Annotated in this window: 17 protein-coding genes; 12 read left to right on the forward strand and 5 right to left on the reverse strand. The window is 32.6% G+C overall.

Annotated elements, in window-relative coordinates; all coding sequences use genetic code 11:
- The first annotated feature begins 19 nt into the window (after nucleotides 1–19).
- The 10 genes from LS70_RS04115 to LS70_RS04160 all read left to right on the forward strand — a co-directional run bounded on the left by LS70_RS04115 (nucleotide 20) and on the right by LS70_RS04160 (nucleotide 11,088).
- Complete coding sequence (locus tag LS70_RS04115) at nucleotides 20–1,432, forward strand: AAA family ATPase (RefSeq protein ID WP_034288165.1); 1,413 nt, start codon at nucleotides 20–22, stop codon at nucleotides 1,430–1,432.
- On the forward strand, nucleotides 1,429–1,992 hold the full coding sequence (locus LS70_RS04120) for a hypothetical protein (protein WP_034288168.1): 564 nt from the start codon (nucleotides 1,429–1,431) through the stop codon (nucleotides 1,990–1,992). Before LS70_RS04115 ends, LS70_RS04120 begins: the two co-directional genes overlap by 4 nt.
- Before the next feature lie 4 nt (nucleotides 1,993–1,996).
- A complete protein-coding gene (locus LS70_RS04125) occupies nucleotides 1,997–2,995 on the forward strand; it encodes a virulence RhuM family protein (RefSeq protein ID WP_034289178.1) in 999 nt (332 codons plus the stop codon).
- 14 nt (nucleotides 2,996–3,009) lie between these two features.
- Nucleotides 3,010–5,109 carry a restriction endonuclease subunit M gene (locus tag LS70_RS04130; protein WP_034288171.1) on the forward strand — a complete coding sequence of 700 codons (2,100 nt, stop codon included), beginning with the start codon at nucleotides 3,010–3,012 and terminating at the stop codon, nucleotides 5,107–5,109.
- Complete coding sequence (locus LS70_RS04135; RefSeq protein ID WP_034288174.1) at nucleotides 5,102–6,529, forward strand: restriction endonuclease subunit S; 1,428 nt, start codon at nucleotides 5,102–5,104, stop codon at nucleotides 6,527–6,529. Before LS70_RS04130 ends, LS70_RS04135 begins: the two co-directional genes overlap by 8 nt.
- Before the next feature lie 40 nt (nucleotides 6,530–6,569).
- Nucleotides 6,570–7,181: a restriction endonuclease subunit S gene (locus tag LS70_RS04140; RefSeq protein WP_052083334.1), complete on the forward strand. Its 612-nt coding sequence runs from the start codon at nucleotides 6,570–6,572 to the stop codon at nucleotides 7,179–7,181.
- A 4-nt stretch (nucleotides 7,182–7,185) separates the two neighbouring features.
- Nucleotides 7,186–8,835 (forward strand): DNA sulfur modification protein DndB, encoded by a 1,650-nt coding sequence (locus LS70_RS04145; RefSeq protein WP_138109346.1) that lies wholly within the window; start codon nucleotides 7,186–7,188, stop codon nucleotides 8,833–8,835.
- A 49-nt stretch (nucleotides 8,836–8,884) separates the two neighbouring features.
- Nucleotides 8,885–9,457 (forward strand): penicillin-binding transpeptidase domain-containing protein, encoded by a 573-nt coding sequence (locus LS70_RS04150; RefSeq protein WP_052083335.1) that lies wholly within the window; start codon nucleotides 8,885–8,887, stop codon nucleotides 9,455–9,457.
- Between the two features lie 222 nt (nucleotides 9,458–9,679).
- Nucleotides 9,680–10,489, forward strand: a complete 810-nt coding sequence (locus LS70_RS04155) for an MBL fold metallo-hydrolase (RefSeq protein WP_052083336.1) — start codon at nucleotides 9,680–9,682, stop codon at nucleotides 10,487–10,489.
- Between the two features lie 11 nt (nucleotides 10,490–10,500).
- Entirely contained in the window at nucleotides 10,501–11,088 is a 588-nt protein-coding gene (locus tag LS70_RS04160) for a DNA-deoxyinosine glycosylase (protein ID WP_034288182.1), read from the forward strand.
- Between the two features lie 17 nt (nucleotides 11,089–11,105).
- On the opposite strand, the gene LS70_RS04165 is transcribed toward LS70_RS04160, so the two are convergent.
- Together LS70_RS04165 and LS70_RS04170 are read right to left on the reverse strand one after the other, a co-directional pair.
- Entirely contained in the window at nucleotides 11,106–11,750 is a 645-nt protein-coding gene (locus tag LS70_RS04165) for a MarC family protein (protein ID WP_034288185.1), read from the reverse strand.
- A 65-nt stretch (nucleotides 11,751–11,815) separates the two neighbouring features.
- Nucleotides 11,816–12,874 (reverse strand): ATP-binding protein, encoded by a 1,059-nt coding sequence (locus LS70_RS04170; protein WP_034288188.1) that lies wholly within the window; start codon nucleotides 12,872–12,874, stop codon nucleotides 11,816–11,818.
- Nucleotides 12,875–12,990: 116 nt separating this feature from the next.
- On the opposite strand from LS70_RS04170, the gene LS70_RS04175 reads away from it, so the two are divergent.
- Both LS70_RS04175 and recJ read left to right on the forward strand, forming a co-directional pair.
- A complete protein-coding gene (locus LS70_RS04175; RefSeq protein WP_034289186.1) occupies nucleotides 12,991–14,631 on the forward strand; it encodes a CTP synthase in 1,641 nt (546 codons plus the stop codon).
- A gap of 9 nt (nucleotides 14,632–14,640) precedes the next feature.
- The gene (gene recJ / locus LS70_RS04180) at nucleotides 14,641–16,218 is read left to right on the forward strand and encodes a single-stranded-DNA-specific exonuclease RecJ (protein WP_138109347.1); all 1,578 of its coding nucleotides are present in this window, start codon (nucleotides 14,641–14,643) and stop codon (nucleotides 16,216–16,218) included.
- Here the strand turns inward: recJ and LS70_RS04185 are convergent.
- Genes LS70_RS04185 through LS70_RS04195 form a run of 3 tightly spaced genes read right to left on the reverse strand, consistent with a single transcriptional unit; the run spans nucleotide 16,203 to nucleotide 20,027 of the window.
- Entirely contained in the window at nucleotides 16,203–18,653 is a 2,451-nt protein-coding gene (locus LS70_RS04185) for an efflux RND transporter permease subunit (RefSeq protein ID WP_081949741.1), read from the reverse strand. The genes recJ and LS70_RS04185 overlap by 16 nt on opposite strands.
- A complete protein-coding gene (locus LS70_RS04190) occupies nucleotides 18,640–19,269 on the reverse strand; it encodes a Tgt2/MlaC family protein (protein ID WP_034288191.1) in 630 nt (209 codons plus the stop codon). The genes LS70_RS04185 and LS70_RS04190 overlap by 14 nt, the downstream gene beginning before the upstream one ends.
- Before the next feature lie 8 nt (nucleotides 19,270–19,277).
- A complete protein-coding gene (locus LS70_RS04195) occupies nucleotides 19,278–20,027 on the reverse strand; it encodes an MlaA family lipoprotein (RefSeq protein WP_034288194.1) in 750 nt (249 codons plus the stop codon).
- Nucleotides 20,028–20,035: the final 8 nt, after the last annotated feature.

Below are 20,035 nucleotides of genomic sequence, written 5' to 3' on the forward strand. Positions count from 1 at the left end.
AAATGGAAAGGATTAAGAAATGAAAGTTCATATTAAAAATATCGGAATGCTTGATGAAGCGGAATTTGAAGTAGGAGACTTGACTCTGATTTGTGGTGAAAATAATACAGGTAAAACTTATGCGACTTATAGCTTGTATGGGTATTTGGATTTTATGAGAAGTATTCGTGAAAATATGTTTTTAAGGGCACGAAGAAATCTTTTTGATGATAATGAGTTTTTAGAAAATATGGGGGAATCTCAACAAGAAATTAAAATAACATATGAAAAGATATTAGAAAAACTAAAAAAACACATGCAAGAAAAAACTAAATTATATTCTAATCGCGTCTTATTACAAATTATGGCAGGCAAAGAGGAAGATTTTTCAAATGTAGAATTTAATACAGAGTTTAACATTTCTTTAAAAGATGTCAAGGAGGCCATTAAAAAGTATTTAGAAGATGGTAGTTTAAATAGAAGATACAAAAGAAGAGTGCAACATACTATTTATGATAATGGGTTAAGTTTTTCTGGTTTAAACAAAAGGGGTTTTGTTGATTATGCAGAGACCTTTTTTGATGCAATGTTGCATATAATTTTTATGAAAAATTTTATTTTAAGTGTTGAAAGAACGGGGGCTTCTATATTTCAAGAAGAATTAGATTTTATAAAAATAGCAAGGTTAGAAACAGTGCAAAAAATGCTTAAAGAAGAGGATATTAGTTTGTTTGAAATTAACAGAACATTAGATAAGAAAAAACAACTCTATCCAAAACCCGTGAGAGATAATATAGCATTCATTAGAGATATTAAACAAATATCAAAACAAGAGAGTGTTTTTAAAAAATATAAAGACAACAATAAAGTAATTTTTGAAATTTTAGGCAAGATTATTGGAGGAAGATATAAAGCAACAGACGCTGGAATTTTGTTTCAACCTAAAGGCTCAAAAAAAGCTTATAATATTGAAATAGCTTCAAGCTCTGTGCGTTCTTTACTAATGTTGAATTACTATGTTTTGCATATTGCAAATGAAAATGATATTCTTATGATAGATGAACCCGAGCTAAATCTCCACCCTAAAAATCAGATTCTTGTTGCTAGATTGCTTACTTTGCTCGTCAATGCTGGGATTAAAGTATTTATCACTACACATAGTGATTACATTGTCCGAGAATTAAGTAATTGTATTATGTTAAATAATCTCTCTGATGAGCAAATTCAAAAGCTTAAAAAGCAAGGATATTCCAAAGAATATAAGCTAGAATCTAAAAAAGTAAAAGCTTATTTAGCGGAAAATATTAAGGGTAAAAATACCCTAAAAGAAGTCAAGATAACGCAAGAGCAAGGCATTTTTATGGAAACTTTTGATGAGTCAATAGATTCTCAAAATGAAAATCAAGGGAATATCTTTGAAGAATTATTAAAAGCTAGGGATAAAGAAATATGACCAATAAAGCATTGAAAGATTTTTACAATTCACTTCATAAAGATTTAAGAGTTTCAAACAATAAAGGCTGTTTTGCTATTAAAGAAAAAGATGGTAGTGCTATACGTACGATACACCTTACTTTTAAAAACAAAGATGATGCTATCATTATAAGGCAGATTGAAAATCAACATACAATTGAGATGTTACAGGGATACTCTACAAATTGTTCGTGTGATTTTATCGTTTTGCTGAATAGCAGTAGAGGATTGGAAATTTATTTTTGTGAAATTAAATCAAGTTATCAAAAAAAATATTTAGATGAAGCAATAAAGCAAATAGAGTCTTCCCAATTATTTTTACAATATCTTTTAGATTGCTATAGTTACTATTATAAAAATGATGATTTTAAAAATATTGATATTAGCAAGAGTAAAAAATATTATATTTATCCTTTTAGTTCAATGTCGCAAAAAAGATCAACTTCTGCTTCGCAGAATAGATTGGAATTCAAAGCCATTGTTATAGATTCATATGGCACAGCAACAATAGCAAATGCCTATAATTTTTTTGGAGTTTAATCTTATGCCAAACCTCCTCCTCTACACCACACAAGATAATAGGGTAAAAGTCGAGCTTTATGAGCTTGGCGAGAGTGTATATCTTAATCAAGATTCTATTACCAAACTTTTTGACACCTCAAAATCTAGTATCAGTGAGCATATCGCAAATATCCTAAAAGAGGGAGAATTGCGAGCAGATTCAGTTATTCGGGAAATCCGAACAACTGCCAATGATGGCAAACAATATAAGGTAAAATTTTATTCCCTAGAGATGATTTTAGCCATTGGTTTTCGTGTGCGGAGTAAAAGAGGAGTGCAGTTTAGAATCTGGGCAAATGAGCATTTGGCAAGCTATTTGCAAAAAGGCTTTGTGATTGATAGCACAAGGCTTAAAAACCCAAATGGCAGAACAGATTATTTTGATGAATTATTAGAGCAAATCCGCGATATAAGGGCGAGTGAAAAGAGATTCTATCAAAAAGTGCGAGAACTTTTTGCTTTAAGCGTGGATTATGATGCGAGCGATAAAGCAACGCAAATGTTTTTTGCACAAACTCAAAATAAGCTTTTATATGCAGTTACGCATAAAACCGCTGCAGAGCTTATCTGTGAGCGGGCTAATGCCAATGAGCCAAATATGGGGCTTACAAATTGGAAAGGCAGTGTCGTGCGTAAAGGCGATGTGATTGTTGCAAAAAATTATTTAAGCAAAGATGAGCTAGATACTCTTAATCGATTTGTGAATGTATTTTTGGAATCAGCAGAATTAAGAGTGAAAGATAAGCAAACCTTAACAATGGATTTTTGGAGAGAAAATGTAGATTCACTGATTGCATTTCAAGGTAAGGAAGTTTTAAGGGATAATGGCAGTATCTCTAATGCACAAATGGAAAAAATTGCCTATGAACAATACAATCTTTTTGAAACGCAACGCAAAAAAGAGGCATTGCTAAAAGCACAAAAAGAAGATGAAGAAATTTTAGAATCTACCTATAAAGCATTAAAAGGAAAAGGTAATTAGCTAGGAGGTAAAAATTGTATAGCGAATTTATATATCAAGCATTGGAGCAAAACTATATTAGTTTTGAGGGAGATTTTATTATTTATCATACCAAAAAACTTTCAAAACAAAATTATCAAAATCCAGAAGAGCAAGTGAGGGCTGAGATATTTGCAAAACTTCTTCTGCAAAAGAAATATCCATTAGGGCATATTGGTATAGAAATCCCTGTAAAACGAGGAAGTGAAAATATAAGCAATACAAGGGCTGATATTGTTGTATATTCTAATAATTCTCACAAGAAAGCCCATATTGTTATTGAGCTTAAAAAACAAGACCAAAGGGATTTAAGAGAAGCAAAAGGGCAAGCCCTAAGTTATGCAAACTTTTTGCGTGCAGATTACGCACAAGCAACAAATGGCAAAGAAAAAATAACACTTTACATTAAAGATGATGGTAACGATTTGATTGACGATATTCCAGACTATGGTGGCGATGCACCCTTGTGGAAATATGAGAGGGATTCTAAAGATAATAATATCCAGCCAATCACCACTGATGAGTTAAAATCATTACTACAAAAAATCCATAATTACCTATGGAATGGCGGCAAGCGAAATCCAGCAGAAGCTTTTAGTGAATTTAGTAAGATTATTTTTACTAAGATTATGGATGAAAAAATTGCTGAATATGATGCGGATTACAATAAAGAATATTATGAATTTCAAAAAAATCGCGATGAGGATAAATACGCATTAGGGAAGCGAATAAAAGAACTTTACAACCGCTATAAAGAAAAAGATAAAAATGTTTTTGATAACTCCTTGATTCTCGATGCTGATGAAATAAAATTTCTTGTTGAGAATTTAGAATCAATTAATCTTAGTAAAACAGATTTGGATATCAAAGGACAAGTTTTTCAAAAGTTTTTTGCCGACTTTTTTAAAGGCACAGCAGGACAATATTTCACACCTCTTAATATTGTCAAATTTATTGTGCAATGTTTTGATATTACAAAAGATGATTTAGTGTTAGATCCAAGTTGCGGAAGTGGAGGGTTTTTGCTGCAAACTCTGCAGTATATGCAAGAAAAAAGCAAAAGACTTAAGGACACAACTGCACAACATAACTTTTGGCATTCCTTTGCTGAAAAAAATCTCTATGGTATAGAAATTAATAGTGGGATTTCACAAACAGCTAAAATGAATATGATTATCCACGATGATGGGCATACAAATGTGATTACAGCAGATGGATTAGATTCCTTTGAAAATTTTATTATTAAAAATAACAAATTCCAAAAAAATACTTTTGATTATATTTTTACTAATCCCCCTTTTGGCTCTAGTATCCCATCTAGTAAATCCTACTTTGAAAACTTTGATTTTTCTAAAAGTGAAGCGCATTTCATTGATGAAATCATCGATAAAAAATCAAACAAAAATTTAGAATCTCAAAAAAGCGAAATTCTCTTTTTAGAGAGATATTTTGATTTCTTAAAAGAAAATGGCATTGTCGCTTGTGTCTTGCCCGATGGAGTTTTGACTAATTCTAGCACACAAAATGTGCGAGATTATTTACTAGAGCGATTCTATTTGCTTGCTTCTTTTTCTCTGCCACAACATACCTTTTCAAACTATGGAGCAGGAGTAAAATCAAGCATTTTAATTTTAAAAAAGAAGCCCAAAAAGGCTTATGAATCTTTTGTTACTCAAAAAGAAGCAATTGAACAAAATAGCACTTTAAAATATAAACCAGAGATTTTATCTTTAAGAGAAGAGTGCAAAACAACGATAGCTCCACTCAATAAAGAGTTAAAATCCCTAGAAAAAGAATTTAAAAATGATTTAGAAAATAAAATCTTGAAAGATAATATTGAGACCCTTAAAAATGAAATTGCAGATATAAAAGGAAAATACAAATTCCAAGAAGAGATTATAAGAGATAAAATAGAGAATGAAGCAAAGGAACAGATTAAAACTTTAGAGGACTATCATATTTTTATGGCTATTGTTGAAGATATTGGCTTTGATGCCACAGGTAAGCAAACTTGCGAATATGAAGAATGTGATTTAGCAGAAGTTGCCCAGCAGTTTAGAGAGTATTATACGCAAAATTGGGGTAAAAATGAGTAAAATCTTTATCAGAAAATGGAGTGAATTGAGTGGGAATAGATTTGATGCGGAATATTATAAAGATGAATTTATGGAATTGGAGAAGACTTTACGAACTAAAACAACTTTAAAACTATCAGATTTTATTATAAGTATTTCAAGTGGGGCTACCCCAGATAAAAAAGAATCTTGGAAATATTATACAGAAGATAAGACTAAAGGGATTCCATTTTTGCGAGTGCAAAATATTAAACCGAATACAACAATTTCAGATGATTTTATCTATATCAATGTTGAAACTCACGAAGGAATGTTAAAGCGAAGCCAAGTAAGTGAAAATGATTTAATTGTAACAATTACAGGTAGATTAGGGACGGCAGCAGTTGCCCCTAAAGGATTTATAGGAAATATTAATCAACATTCTGTCGTAATAAAAACAAAAGATTTGCAAACAAGTAGAGCAATAGCAACATTCTTAAATACCGATATAGGAGAAAAACTAGCAAGTCGCAGAGCAACAGGAGGAACTCGTCCAGCCTTAGATTATAAGGCTCTAAAAAGCATTCCTATTGTCTATAACGAATCAATTTATTATGTAATTGAAGAGGCTAATCGATTAGCAAAAGCAAAAGAACAACAAGCAAAAGAGCTTTTAGATTCTATTGATTCTTATCTATTAGAAGAATTAGGTATTACTATGCCATCACAAACTAATAATGCCCTAGATTCTAGAATCTTTACACAAAAAATAAGTGCCCTAAGTGGCTCTCGCTTTGACCCAAGCTATCATCAAAAATACTATCAAGATTTAGAAAATGCCTTGCAAAGCTCTCCCTATCCTTTAATAAACCTAGCTTCTATAATAGAGGATTTTAAAAAGGGTATAGAAGTTGGCAGCAGTGAGTATTCTCAAAATAAAGAGATTCCATTTATTCGGGTGAGTGATATTTCAAATAATGGCATAGACTTTGAAAATGTGCAAAAGTTTGTTAGTGCTTCTTTGTATGAGAATCTTAAAACTTTTCAGCCACAAGAAAATGAGCTTTTATATTCCAAAGATGGCACGATAGGTATATGCTTAGAAGCAGATATGAAAAGGGATTATATTATTAGTGGAGGGATATTAAGATTAAAGCTAGTTAAAGAAGTTGATAGATATTTTTTGCAATTTTTGCTCGCAAGCCAAATTATCAATATCTTAGCCAATCGCCAAAGTATAGGAGCAGTCATCAAGCACCTAAATATTGATAAATTTTTAAACCTAAAAATCCCCTTACCACCACTAGAAATTCAAGAACAAATTTCAAAAAAACTTTTAGATTCTAAAAATCAAGCATTAGCGTTACAAACAAAAGCAAAAGAAATTTTGAATGCGGCAAAAATTGATATAGAAAACATAATACTAGCTCCAGAATCTAGCGGGGGGGGGGGTAATATATGAATTTGTTGTTGATTTTAATGCAATGGAAAATACCCTTGCTATGAGTGAAATAATAAAATTTCAAACAAACTTACAAAAACTTTGGGGATATCCTGCGGTGAAATTGAGAGAAAAAGTATTGATTAATAATGCCTTAGAGGATACCAAAAAATATGAAAGTATTAATTATATTGATTTATCTTCAATCAATAAAGAAAATGGCAATGTTGAAAATATTAAAAAAATACATGGTGATTTCCCTAGTCGTGCAAGGCAAAAAGTTTATGATGGTGATTTGTTGGTTTCAACTTTAAGTGGTTCTATGAAAGCTATTGCAATTATTGATAGTAAAACTGAAAATATGATTGCCTCTACAGGGTTTTTTGTTATTAGGCACACAAGTAATTTACTAAAGAATTTTTTAATGTTTATTTTAAGGACTAATTTATTTCAAGAACTACTTAAAAGAGAATCTAGTGGTGCAATTATGGCTTCAATTAATCAAAGTGAATTTTTAAACCTAAAAATCCCCCTCCCGCCTATTGAAATCCAAGAGCAGATAGCTAAGGAAATTAGCCAACGCAGAGAAAAAGCAAAGGCATTGCAAATAGAATCTAAAGCAATTTTAGAATCTGCTAAAAAAGAAGTGGAAAAGATGATATTAGGAGGATAACTTTATGGCATTTGAACCTATTGATGTTTATTTGTGGCAAGAACAGATTTTTAATTATCGTGTAGCTAAAGGTTATCTAAGCTTTAGACAACTTGCTAACTTTGAAGTTTTTAGTGGAGAATATCAAAGAGAATTAGAAAGAGAACATGAAGATAAAATTATAAAATATCTTAAAAATGAAAAATATCGTTATTTGCCTGATATTGTAATAGTGGTAAGAGATAAAGATCTTAATCTTGAGTTGTCCTTTGAAGACGAAGGCAAGCTATTAGAAAATAAACATATAGAAGTATCTCAACTTAAAGTAAATTTATTATCATTCGAAGATATTCAAAAAATGACTAGTGGGTTTGAGAATGATAATATAGAAAATATGGATATTGAAGAGCTATCTCAAAAAATGTATGAGTATATGAATTTAGTAAAAATGTTTAATGTGAAATCTTTAGATTCTGAAATAGATTTTTCTAAAATTAAAAGACCCTTTCACTCAATGCTTAAGCTTAGTATTAAAAAGCAAGAAGCTTTGAGAAAATTTAAAATCGTAGATGGCAATCATAGGCTTTCAGCAATTAAAAAACTTTTAGAAGATAAAGAAAATGCCTTTAATGATGACTATGTTGGTGTAACTTTTGTTTTTATGAAAGAGGGGGAGAATAGTATCAAAGATGAATTAGCATTTTTCTATTATCTTAATTCCAAATCAAAACCACTTTTGCCTAAAGATTATTTAAGTAGAACACTAAAAGAATTTGAAGATTCTAAGGAACTTAAAGCTATTGATTGGTGGTTGTATGTGTTTAGAGAATCTAATGATAAAATTTTAGATATTTTCAAAGATTATCATAACCAATTAAAAGAGGATGTTATTGCCAAAGCTTGCGATTATTTAGCAAAAAAGATTCAAAATAATGATGAGGAATTATTAAGTGAATTTTTTTCATTTTTGAGGGATAAGATTGAGCAAAAAGAGTTTGAAGAAATTTTAAAGCATTTTTCTGACCATAACCAACTAGCAGAATTTATTTGTATTATCTTTTTTCTCTATGAAAAAATGAAAGATAACGAGAATGTAAAAATTGAAAAAGAAATTAAATATTTTTGTGAATGGCTTATAGAAGATGCAGAGCTAAAAAGATTCCAAGATTTTGAAAATCTCTTTTTGGTTTATCAAAATACCTATATTCCTAAGAGTTTTAAAATATTTATTGCTATGGCATTTCATGATAATGATGATGTTTTTGAAGCAATAAATGAAACAATAGAAAAAATAAGTTTAGAGATACTTGAGGATAAGAATTTGTTAAAACCTTTAAGAATAGATAAGTATATTAAGGGAACAACTTATCAAATCGTTAATGAAATTTTTGATCAGATTGATGAAAGAGGACTTGTGATTGCTGATATTACAAATAAAAATCCTAATGTTTATTTGGAGGTTGGTTATACTTTAGCACTTTGCCGTGCAAAAGGAATCGATGAGCAACTCATTTTGTTGTTAAAAGAAAATGAAGAGGCAGGTTTTGATTTAAAAGGATACAAACAAATTCGCTATAAAAATATAAAAGATTTAAAGGACAATCTAGAGAAAGAATTAGAAACATATTATCAAACTAAATATATTCCAATTGAGTGGCGTAATGCCAGATTCTAAAATCATTAAAATGTAATTGCACACTATAATCTTCTTAACAAGGATATCTATGCAAAAGATTCTAAAAACATTATTTCTAACTCTGTTTAGCATTGCAAGTTTGAGCACAAATCTCTTTAGTCAAACATTGCAACACAATCCGCAAAAATCCACTAATGATAAAACTAAAACCATAGAATCGCGTTTTAGGGATTATGGCATTGATGGCACATTTGTGATAAAGCTAGGTTCTAAAACCTATATCATCAATCAAAAAAGGGCTGCTACTACTTATCCGCCCGCTTCAACTTTCAAGATTTATAACTCACTTTTTGCGTTAGATTCTGGGTTGGTAAAGAATGTTGATACGATATTTTATCGCTATAATGGAGAAAATGTTAGCTTTGAAGTGTGGAAAAATGATGCAAATCTTAAAAATGCGATGAAATTCTCTCAAGTGCCAGCTTTTCAGCAAATCGCACGCGAGCTTGGAAGAGAAAAAATGCAAAACTACCTAAATATTCTAAATTTTGGCAATAAAAAGATAGGCAAGCTTGATTATTTTTGGCTTGATGATAGCTTGAAAATTAGCGCATTAGAGCAATTAGAATTAATGGATAAGCCATTTTGCATTGCCTTTTAGCAAAGCACACCAAAAACAAGTGAAAAGCATTTAGAGCTAGAAAGGGGCAAAGATTATACCCTATATGCCAAAAGCGGGCTTAGCAAGTTTGATAATTCTGGTGTGTCGTGTTGTGAAAGAGTGCTTAGAAATTTTCACGGGTGTAGAATTTGCAGCAAAATCTTAATGCGACATTACATTTATGCTACAATACGCATTTACAGCAAAATCAAAGGAGTAAGAATGAAAAAAATCATACTATGTTTTATTGCATTATGGGTATATGCTTTTGGTGCAGAAAGCTACCATACAAAAATAGCTGATACTGATGTTTATGTGCTTTCATTGTTGAAGCGACCTATCAATCCTGAAATACTCATAGCTAATAATGAAGCAGATAAGGAGCTTATCGCAAAGACATATAAAGATAAAAATGTAAAAAATCAGCAAAATGTTATGCTGCTTAAAAATAAAGACTATATTGCGCTTATAGATACAGGCTTTGAGCATACGATAAACGAGCTCACAGAAGCATTGCAAGCTACAAATGTAAAGCCTAGCGATGTTACGCATATTATCATTACACATGGACATATGGACCATATCGGCGGATTGCTCCAAAATGATAAAAAGACTTTTCCAAATGCTAAGGTATTGATTGATAAAAAAGAGCAAGAATATTGGCTCAAAAGCGATAATAAAAAAGCTAAAAATATTTTAGAATCTCTTTTAAAAGATACGATATTTTTTGATGCGAATCCTATCTTTAAAGGTGCTTTGGTGGTTTCTCCAATCCCAGCTTATGGGCATACTCCCGGGCATAATCTCATTATGCTACAAGATATGAAAAATAGCAAAAAACTTGTATTTTGGGCGGATTTACTGCATGCTTTTGATGTGCAAACTAAGAATCCTGATATTTCAGCGACTTATGATATAGACAAAGAGCAAGCCGCAAAGACTAGGGAAAAATTTTTGACACAATTTAAAAAAGATAAAACTTTAATTGTAGGCTCTCATGTTCCTTTTGTGAAACCTATGCTTCTTGAATAGAGGGCGATTAAATGCCAATGCACCCATTTCCGCCAAGTGGTTTAAATAAGGATTCCAAAGTCCTTATTTTGGGTTCTTTTCCTTCTGTGGTTTCAAGAGAGTTAGGGTTTTACTACGCGCACCCGCAGAATCGCTTTTGGAAAGTTTTAGCGGATTTGTTTGGTGATAAAAGCGATAAAGGCATTTTAAAGCTGCAAAACACCGATGATAAAATCGCGTTTCTTAAATCCCATTCCCTAGTGTTATGGGATATAGTGCATTCTTGTGAGATTAAAGGTTCGAGTGATAGTAGCCTAAAAAATAAAGAATTTAACGATATTTTTGCCCTGCTTGATTCAAGCAAGATTCGAATGATTTGCCTAAATGGCACAAAAGCTACAACACTTTTTATGCAATATTGCAAAACCCGCAATTTAGAGCTTACAATCCAAACGCACCAAAATTATAAAACCCTTATCCCTAAAGAATCTTCAAAATCTTTTTGCCAAAAATTTGGACGTGAGATTACAATCTTTTCTTTGCCTTCAACTAGTCCAGCAAATGCGAGATATAGTTTTGATAATTTGCGAGATTCTTGGAAAATATTATTAGAAATATAGCTTTATTTTTGAAGTGTTTATTTAGGCGTTGGAATAACTCCCATTCCCTGTAATCCTGTAATAATCATTTGGATTCCAACTGCTATGATAAAAATTAATGCGATACGTGATAACACATACAATACAAGATGTCCTAAAATCTTTTCAATCATTGCAGAAAAATAAAATAAAATCAATAAAAAAATAAATGCGGTAACCACTGCTCCTGAAGCGATTAACATATTGCTTTCTTCTGCGATAATAATCACGGTAGAGAGTGTCCCAGGTCCCACAAGCATAGGAAAAGCCATAGGGATAACACTATGCTTTAAAAGCTCATGAAATTCTAAATCCTTGTAGCTAGAAAAATCTTGTTGCGCGTGTGAGAAAAGTAAATTTTTTAGGCTCATTACAATAATCACTAAGCCCCCAGCTATGCGTAAGCTATCTAAATTGACACGAAAAAGATATTGCATAATAAAAGAACCACTAAAGAGAAAAAGCAAGACAATTAAAAATGCTACCCATGAGATATTTAAAAAGAGTTTTTGGCGCAAGCGAATAGGGACTTGTTCTGTCATTGCGATAAACAAGGGGAGATTGCCAAAAGGGTTTAAAACAGCGATAATTGTAACAGTTGCTACACCTATAATATAAGTAACAGATTCTATATTCTCAAACATTATGTGCCTTTAGAAAAATTTTGGGATTCTAGCATATTTTATACTAGAAAATGTGCAAGAAATCTTTAAAGCCAATCTTTAAAATTGCTTGCAACAAAATCGGTAAAAGGCAAGATTTTATAAGGCATACCCAAATGCTCTCCGCTTGCTTTTTGGTTTAAAGAAAGGATTAATAAGGAATCGCAAAATTCCCTTTCCTTGCCAAGTTTGCTAAGGCGTGATTGTAATGTTTGTGTGAAAGGCGCACAAAGGATTCCAAGCGATAAAGAAGGAATATAAAAGTCGAGTTTATCGGTATAAAAAAATTCCACTTTAAAATGATAAAGTAATTCTAAAAACACCATATTTTCAAAAAGCAGATTAAAATTGCGTTCAAAAGAAACAGCGTTTTTTAGTGTGAAATCCCAAAAATAAAGTTTTTTTGGCGAGGAAACGTGTTCAAATTTCTCTAGCCAAAATAGGATTCCACTTTCTTGTAAGAATTGACAATATGCGTAAAATCTGTCTTTTGAAAGCTTGCCTTCTTTTTTTAGTTTTGTGTAAATTTGATAGGGCGAAACTTTTTGTCCTAAGTGCAAAATGAGATTCCGCAATATCCAAAAATTCATAGAATCTAATGCGATTGCTCTTAAAAACTCTCCCTTTTTTTGTCCATTTAAATTTTCAAATAAATTTCCAAATTTCAAATATTGTGTGAGTGCGTCTTCTTGTGAAATTTTACGCATTAAAAGAAATTCGTTAAAAGTAATAGGAGGCATTTGTATGTTATGAAAATTTGCATAAGGAGTATTAGAAATTATGAGCAAAAAAGATAAAGAAGGGAGTTGGGGAAGTGTGATAGAGGGGTTAAAATTATCAATGATTAATAGATTGATATTTTGCTCTTTGATAAAGGAATCTAGTCCTTTTAAATCTTTTAGTGGATTTAGACGTGTATCGTTGCAATCGATATAGAGTTTTTTAAATGTGTTAAATTGTGGTTGGTTAAAATAGTGTAGAACAAAGTTTGTTTTTCCGATTCCATTTGCTCCATAAAGGCAAGTTTTATTTTGTAATTCTAGGCAAATTTGCCTATGGAATCGAAAGCTTAACTTAGGATAAGATTCTAGGATTTTTTCTAGCATTGTTTGCCTTTGGCAAAATTTTATCTCAAAATTATAGCAGGATTCTATATCTGTTAAAAAGCAAAAATGAAGTTGCCAAAAAGTATAATGCGCTTTTTACATCTGCGAGGTTATTTATGACAAAGTTTGAAACAAAATATATTTTTGTAACAGGTGGTGTGTTAAGTTCATTGGGCAAAGGAATCACTTCATCATCTCTTGCGACACTTTTAAAGCATTCTGGTTTTAAGGTTGGAATTTTAAAAATTGACCCTTATATTAATGTAGACCCAGGAACGATGAGCCCGCTAGAACATGGAGAAGTTTTTGTAACGCATGATGGCGCAGAAACGGATTTGGATATTGGGCATTATGAGAGATTTTTAAATATGAATTTCTCAAGTAAAAATAACTTCACAACAGGACAAGTGTATTTAAGTGTAATAGAGCGAGAGCGAAAAGGGGGATATTTAGGAAAAACAATCCAAGTGATTCCGCATATTGTTGATGAAATCAAACGCAGAATCCGTCTTGCAGGAGAAGAAAATGAAATTTTAGTTGTGGAGCTTGGAGGGACGGTTGGAGATATTGAAGGCTTACCATTTTTAGAGGCAATGCGTGAAATGAAGCATGAATATGGAATGGAAAGAGTTATAAGCTTGCATGTAACTTTGATTCCTTTAATCCGTGCCGCAGGAGAGCTAAAGACAAAACCCACACAACATAGCGTGCAAGAGCTTAGACGTATAGGAATCACACCGCAGATTATTATCGCACGCACAGAAAAAGAGATTCCAAAAGAGCTTAAAAGTAAGCTTTCTATGAGTTGCGATGTGGATTATGATTGTGTGATAACAGCACAAGATGCAAAAAGTATTTACCAAATGCCTATTAATTTCTTAAAAGAAGGTATTTTAGCACCGATTGCTAGGTTTTTAAAGTTGCCTGAATTTAGCCCAGATATGAAAGAATGGGATTTGCTAGTAAAGCAGATTTTAGCTCCACAAAATGCAGTAAAAATTGCTTTTGTAGGGAAATATTTAAGGCTTAAAGAATCCTATAAATCACTGATTGAAGCCTTAATCCACGCAGGGGCAAATCTTGATACAAAAGTTGATATTCAATGGATTGATAGTGAGGAGCTAGAAAAAAATGAAGAAGCGTTAGAGCAGTTAAAATATGTAGATGGAATCTTAGTTCCCGGTGGTTTTGGAGAGCGTGGAGTTATAGGAAAAATGCAAGCAATTACTTATGCTAGAGAAAATAAGATTCCATTTTTGGGGATTTGTCTAGGAATGCAACTTGCAATTTTAGAGTATTGTCGCAATGTTTTAGGGATAAAAGAGGCAGATTCTATGGAGTTTAATCCTAAGGCAAAAGAGCCTGCAATTTATTTGATTGAAAACTTTATCGACCAAGCAGGAAATGCACAAATTAGGACGCATACTTCGCCAATGGGAGGCACGATGCGCTTAGGGGAGTATGAATGCCAAACAAAAAATGGTAGCAAACTTCAAGCAGCATATAAGGGGCAAAAAGTTGTTAAAGAACGTCATAGACACCGCTACGAAGCAAATCCAAAATATAGAGAAGCATTAGAAAAGCAAGGTATGATAATTAGCGGAGAGAGTAATGGGCTTATTGAAGCAATTGAGCTAAAGAATCATCCATGGTTTGTTGCAGTGCAATTTCACCCAGAATTTACTTCAAGATTGCAAGCTCCAAATTGTGTAATTTTAGAGTTTATTAAACAATCTCTTAATGCTTTGCGTCCTTAAGGAAATTTTGTGATTCCACATTTACCAAAACTTGATTTTAAAGCTGTGGAATCACTTTTGCAACAACGTTTTGTTGATGAAAAGATTAAGCGGTTAAAAGATTTACCAAATCCTGATAGTCTTTGTAATCTTATAGTAATCGCAGAACGCATAAAAGCTGCGATTCAAGAACAAAAGCGTATTGTTGTTGTGGGGGATTATGATGTTGATGGTGTTGTCTCTTGCGCAATTCTTTATGAATTTTTCAAAAAGATTCATTATCCGATACAAGTTGAGATTCCAAATCGTTTTAGTGATGGCTATGGGCTTTCAAAATCTGTTGTTGCGCGTTTGGATTGTGATGTGATTATCACGGTAGATAATGGGATTAATGCAGTTGAGGTTGCGCAAATCTGCAAAGATAAAGGGATTGAGCTACTCATTACAGACCACCACACGCCCCAAGAGATTCTACCTAATGCTTTAATCTGCAATCCTAAGCTTTCAAGCAGTTTTCCTGAACCTGAAATTTGCGGGGCTTGTGTAGCGTGGTATCTTTGTGCTGCTTTGAAACAAGTATTGAATGTTGATATTGCAATGGTGGAATTTTTAGACTTATTAGCATTAGCAATTGTTAGTGATGTTATGCCTTTGCGAGGAATGAATCGCGTGTTGTTAAAAAAAGGTTTAGAAGTGCTTAAACAAAGTAAAAGACTAGCATTTATGCATCTAAAAGAGCAGTTTTGTAAATATCATATTGATACACAACTCATTAGTTATTATATTGCTCCTTTGTTAAATTGCGCTGGGAGAATGGATAGCGCAATGCTTGCTTATACATTTTTAATAGAGAAAAATAAAGAGCATTCTAAAGCCTTATTAGAGCAACTTTTGGCGATTAATACGGAGAGAAAAACTCTGCAAAATACAATGTATGCAGAAGCTAAAGCAATGTTTTGCGCACAAGAAAACCATACAGAGATTCCTTTTGTTTTGGTTTATAATCCAAGTTGGCATGAAGGAATTGTTGGAATTATTGCAGCGCGTTTGAGTGAAGAGTTTATAAAACCTTGTGTTGCACTAACGCAAAAAGATGGAATCTTAAAAGGCAGTATGCGTTCATCGCATATAGATTGTATGGAAGTTTTAGAAAGTGCAAAAGAGTATTTGTGTGCTTTTGGGGGGCATTTTGGAGCAGCTGGACTTAGTTTAAAGCAAGAATCTTTAGAGCTGTTTAAGCAAGCTTTAGAGCGTTTTAGATATGTGCAAGTTAAAGAGGATTCTACTTTCAACAAAACATTGGGATATTTGCCTTTAGGTGCTATTGATTCTAAATTTTTTGCAATGGTGCAGAGCTTTGCGCCTTTTGGTCATGCAAATACGATTCCAAAGTTTTGCGTGCAAGCAAAGATTATTAACATACGTTATTTTGGCACAGGACATAGTCAATTAAAATTAAAAGAAGGAAAGAGTATTTGCAATGCGTTTGTATTTAACACAGATTTAAGAGAAGCGCAAGGCAAGGAGATTGCTTGTATTTATACTTTGCAATGGGATAAATACAAGCAAGATGTTGTTCTCTATCTTGAATATTATACTTTTCTATAAAGGCTGTGCAATAAAGCAGGAAGCAAAATAAGCGCACTTGAGAGCATTAGTAGCATTACAAGTGTTGTAAGGAATCCAAAATAAATTGTGGGGATAAAATTGCTACTCATCATCATACAAAAGCCAACAACAATAATAAGTGTCGTGTAATACATCGCATTTCCAATAGAGCTATGGGAATTTAGAATCGCTTGTTGTAGAGAGTTCGTTTTGATTTCTGCGCTAAAGCGGTGGATATAGTGAATCACATCATCAACGCCAATTCCAAGCGCAATTGCAGCAATCGTAACTCCCATTAAATCAAGTGGAATCCCGCTAACTCCTAAGATTCCAAAGATTGTGCCAAGTGGAATGAGATTTGTAAGAAGCGCGATAAAGGCAAGTTTTAGGCTTCTAAAAATCACAATAAAGACTAGAAAAATCACACCAATCACAAAACTTAGTGTATCAACTTGAGAGGTGATAAGGTTTTGCAGAAGATTGTTATACAAAACCATTGCACCATTGATTTCAATGCTAACTTCTTCATCTTGCAAGAGATTGTGTAAATCTTGTTTGATTTGTGCGATAAAGGTGTTGCGTTCTAAATTTGGATTAGAATCAAAAGTGCGCAAAGAAAAATGCAATTGATTTTTCTCTAAATTTGCATAAGGGATAAAAAGCTGCGCCTTAAGCTCCGGTGAGACATTTTTATACAAAAAAGCAATCGTAAAATCATCTGCACCAATGCCAAGATTATCAAGAAGCATTGCTAGGCTATGCAAGCTTAAGATTGAGCCAATGTAGGGATTTGTTTGCAAATAAGTATGCACAAGTTTAGCAATGCGGAGTTTTTGACTATCAAACCAATAAATATCTTGCGATTCTAACGCTTCAAATTCTGCTTCAAAATCATTTGTCGCATTTTCCTTTTTTTCTTCTTTTTTGGGAAAAGTTACAAGAATATCTAAAGGCACGGTTCCACCTAATTCTTTATCAATCTTTAATAAGCCTTGCTTGATTGCGCTAGAATCTTTAAAATAATTCACAAAGCTATTTTCGACCTTTAAATGTTGTATTCCATAAATGCTAAATAGGACACAAAATAGGGCAATCGCATAGATTGTTTTTGGTTTTTTTATGGCGTAATTTGCGCAAAAGCGTAAAAAGGATTCTTGTTTTGAGGGGAGTTTGGCGACTTTTTTGGGTTTTGGAAGCAGAGATAAAATGCTAGCAAATAATACAAAAGTAAAAATTAGTGCCACACTAACCCCAAGGCTCATTACGATTCCTAAATGAATAATGGGCAAAATATTAGAATAGATAAGGCTTAAAAAGCCAATCATTGTAGTTAGCACAGCAAAGAAACTTGGCATTTGCTTACCAATAAGTGTAGCATATAGCAGGCTTTTTTGTGTTGCTTTTGGGAATTTTTCATAAAATTCTAAATACGCTACGATTAAATGCACAACCAAAGAAACATTAATAATAAGTAGCAAAGAAACATAATTTGAGGAAACAACGGTGATTTGATAACCTAGTGCTGCAAAGATTCCGCTACTTACCACAAGAGTGAAAAAACAGATTCCAAGTGTTAGTGCGACAAATTGCCAACTTCTAAAAAAAATCCATAACATAAAAGCTAAAATGACGCTAAGAAGTGTCCCATAAGTGATTAAATCTGATTTGACATAAGCAATCATATCGCTAGCAATAAGTGTGATTCCGCCTATTTCTAGTCCTTCGTATTGATTTTGCAAAGCTTTTAAAGCGGCAATAGCAGAATCATTTTGGGCTTGTAATCTTTTTTTCTCAAGGGTGATGAGTTGTTGGTATTCTTCTTTTTCAAAAGCAGAATTTGCGGTGTTTTTTAGGGTTTTTAGCTCCACTAAACGCGGATTACTTGCTAGATTAATAATGATTCCAGCAGTTTTAGAATCTTTTGAAATTAAATTTTGCAAGAAAAAGGAATGGTTTAGAATCTCTTTTTTTGCAAGCTCTAAATCCACTTCTTGAGAAAGCAATGTTGGGTTGCGTTTTAGAGTTTCTTGCAAATCTAAATTTGGCACACTTTTAAGCAAAGGTGCATTTAGAATGCTTAGCACACTTTCAACTTGTGGAATCGCTTTTAAATCCGCGCTAAGCTCTTTTAGGGTTTCTAAGGAATCTTGAGTAAAAACATTGCCACTTTTTGGAGTGTAAGCAAGAATCAAAAAATCCTTAGTAGAATAGTCTTCTAAGAGTGATTCATAAGTCTTGAAATCTTTGTCATTTTCTAAGATTAAGCTATCAGAGCTTGCGTCAATAGGAAGTTTTAATGCAGAGATTCCAAAAAGAATAAAAAATACAATACAGATTCCAAGAGTAACTTTTGGAGAGTGTAAAATTATCTTATAGAAGCGTGAAAAAAGGCGTGCTAGCAACTCTTGAAGTTTGAAAACGCTATTTTGCTTCAAAGGAAATTTCACTCTGCAAACTATTTAGCAATGTGTTAAAATCAGATTTTGCCAAAATATCACTAAATTGCGAACGATAAGTTTGGATAATACTAATTCCCAAAATATCTACATCATAGATTTTCCAATCCCCATTGTTGTCGTGAAATTTGAAAATAATGTAGTTTATCTTGCCATCTAAAACCATAGAAGTTTTGAGATTGTAGCGATTAGGTTTTGGTTTCTCGCCACCGACAACCTCTATTTTTTCATCTTTGTAGAGTTTTAGTTTATCTGTAAAGCTTTTTTTGAGATTCTGCTCAAATGCTTTAGTGTATTCTATTTGTTGGGCTTGTGATAATGCTTTATATTCTTTGGATAAAGAAAGCTGCGCCATAAGAGAATAATCAAAAATAGAATCAAAGAGTGCAAAAATTTCTTTGGAAATTTGTTCTGCTTGTGCGTTAGAAATTGTGGAATCTTTATTGCCGCTTGTTGTTTTTTGCAAAATTGCAAGAGTTTGCTGGATATTTTTTTGCATTGTGTTATCAATCTCCCCAAACTCTAGCCCAAAAACAAAACAAGAGGAGATGCTAACAAGTAATAAAATTTTTAGAAGAAATTTTGAAGTCTTCATAATTGTCCTTATTTTTCTGAGATTAATGCTGCGCGTCTTTGTTCATAAGAATCGCGGAATAAAAGATAGCTATCTAAAGAATCTTGATACATAGAATCTAAAGTTGCTTTATGCCGTGCTACATAGTTTCCAAATCCGATTGTATCGACTGCAAATGCCGCTTTGGCAGGTTTGAGATAGTTTGTAGGAGAGGCGAGGGCATTTAAAGGGAGGGCAATAATATCACGCAAATTGCTTGGTCCAAGAATTGGTAAAGTCAAGTGAAATCCTCCACCTATTCCCCATTTACCAAAGGTGATTCCAAAGTCGTTATGATGAGAATATAAGTTATTTTCTGAAGCAATATCAAAAAATCCTAAAATCCCAGCAGTAGAATTAAGCATAAAACGACCTAATTCATCCATTGCGCCTTTAGGCTCTCCAGCAAGCAAAATCGCAAGGAATCTCACAGGGGCTGCAAGATTATCAAAAAAGTTATAAAGCCCAATTCTTAGTCCAAGCGGTGTAATGAAATTATAAGCGTCCAAAATAGGGCTCATTACATAATTATAAAATCCCCAATTTACATTGTGCATCCAGCGATTATAGCTTATCAAAGGATCATTAATAGCTAAGGAAGTAGAATATTCTTCTTCAAAATCATTTAATATATCCTTTTCTTGAGCATGGGTTAGCACAGAGTTTAGTTGTAAGTCTTGCGCGTTTAAGAAAGTAAAAGACATTGCAAAGAAAAAAACTAAAATGAAAACTAATCGCATAAATATTC

It is taken from the genome of Helicobacter sp. MIT 11-5569 (genome assembly GCF_000765695.2).
Classification (GTDB): Bacteria; Campylobacterota; Campylobacteria; order Campylobacterales; family Helicobacteraceae; genus Helicobacter_D.

What these genes read in the sequence shown, in the direction of transcription:
- LS70_RS04115 (WP_034288165.1), top strand. Translation starts at nt 20, where the DNA reads ATGAAAGTTCATATTAAAAATATCGGAATGCTTGATGAAGCGGAATTT.
- LS70_RS04120 (WP_034288168.1), top strand. Translation starts at nt 1,429, where the DNA reads ATGACCAATAAAGCATTGAAAGATTTTTACAATTCACTTCATAAAGAT.
- LS70_RS04125 (WP_034289178.1), top strand. Translation starts at nt 1,997, where the DNA reads ATGCCAAACCTCCTCCTCTACACCACACAAGATAATAGGGTAAAAGTC.
- LS70_RS04135 (WP_034288174.1), top strand. Translation starts at nt 5,102, where the DNA reads ATGAGTAAAATCTTTATCAGAAAATGGAGTGAATTGAGTGGGAATAGA.
- LS70_RS04140 (WP_052083334.1), top strand. Translation starts at nt 6,570, where the DNA reads ATGAGTGAAATAATAAAATTTCAAACAAACTTACAAAAACTTTGGGGA.
- LS70_RS04145 (WP_138109346.1), top strand. Translation starts at nt 7,186, where the DNA reads ATGGCATTTGAACCTATTGATGTTTATTTGTGGCAAGAACAGATTTTT.
- LS70_RS04150 (WP_052083335.1), top strand. Translation starts at nt 8,885, where the DNA reads ATGCAAAAGATTCTAAAAACATTATTTCTAACTCTGTTTAGCATTGCA.
- LS70_RS04155 (WP_052083336.1), top strand. Translation starts at nt 9,680, where the DNA reads ATGAAAAAAATCATACTATGTTTTATTGCATTATGGGTATATGCTTTT.
- LS70_RS04160 (WP_034288182.1), top strand. Translation starts at nt 10,501, where the DNA reads ATGCCAATGCACCCATTTCCGCCAAGTGGTTTAAATAAGGATTCCAAA.
- LS70_RS04165 (WP_034288185.1), bottom strand. Translation starts at nt 11,750, where the DNA reads ATGTTTGAGAATATAGAATCTGTTACTTATATTATAGGTGTAGCAACT.
- LS70_RS04170 (WP_034288188.1), bottom strand. Translation starts at nt 12,874, where the DNA reads ATGCTAGAAAAAATCCTAGAATCTTATCCTAAGTTAAGCTTTCGATTC.
- LS70_RS04175 (WP_034289186.1), top strand. Translation starts at nt 12,991, where the DNA reads ATGACAAAGTTTGAAACAAAATATATTTTTGTAACAGGTGGTGTGTTA.
- LS70_RS04190 (WP_034288191.1), bottom strand. Translation starts at nt 19,269, where the DNA reads ATGAAGACTTCAAAATTTCTTCTAAAAATTTTATTACTTGTTAGCATC.
- LS70_RS04195 (WP_034288194.1), bottom strand. Translation starts at nt 20,027, where the DNA reads ATGCGATTAGTTTTCATTTTAGTTTTTTTCTTTGCAATGTCTTTTACT.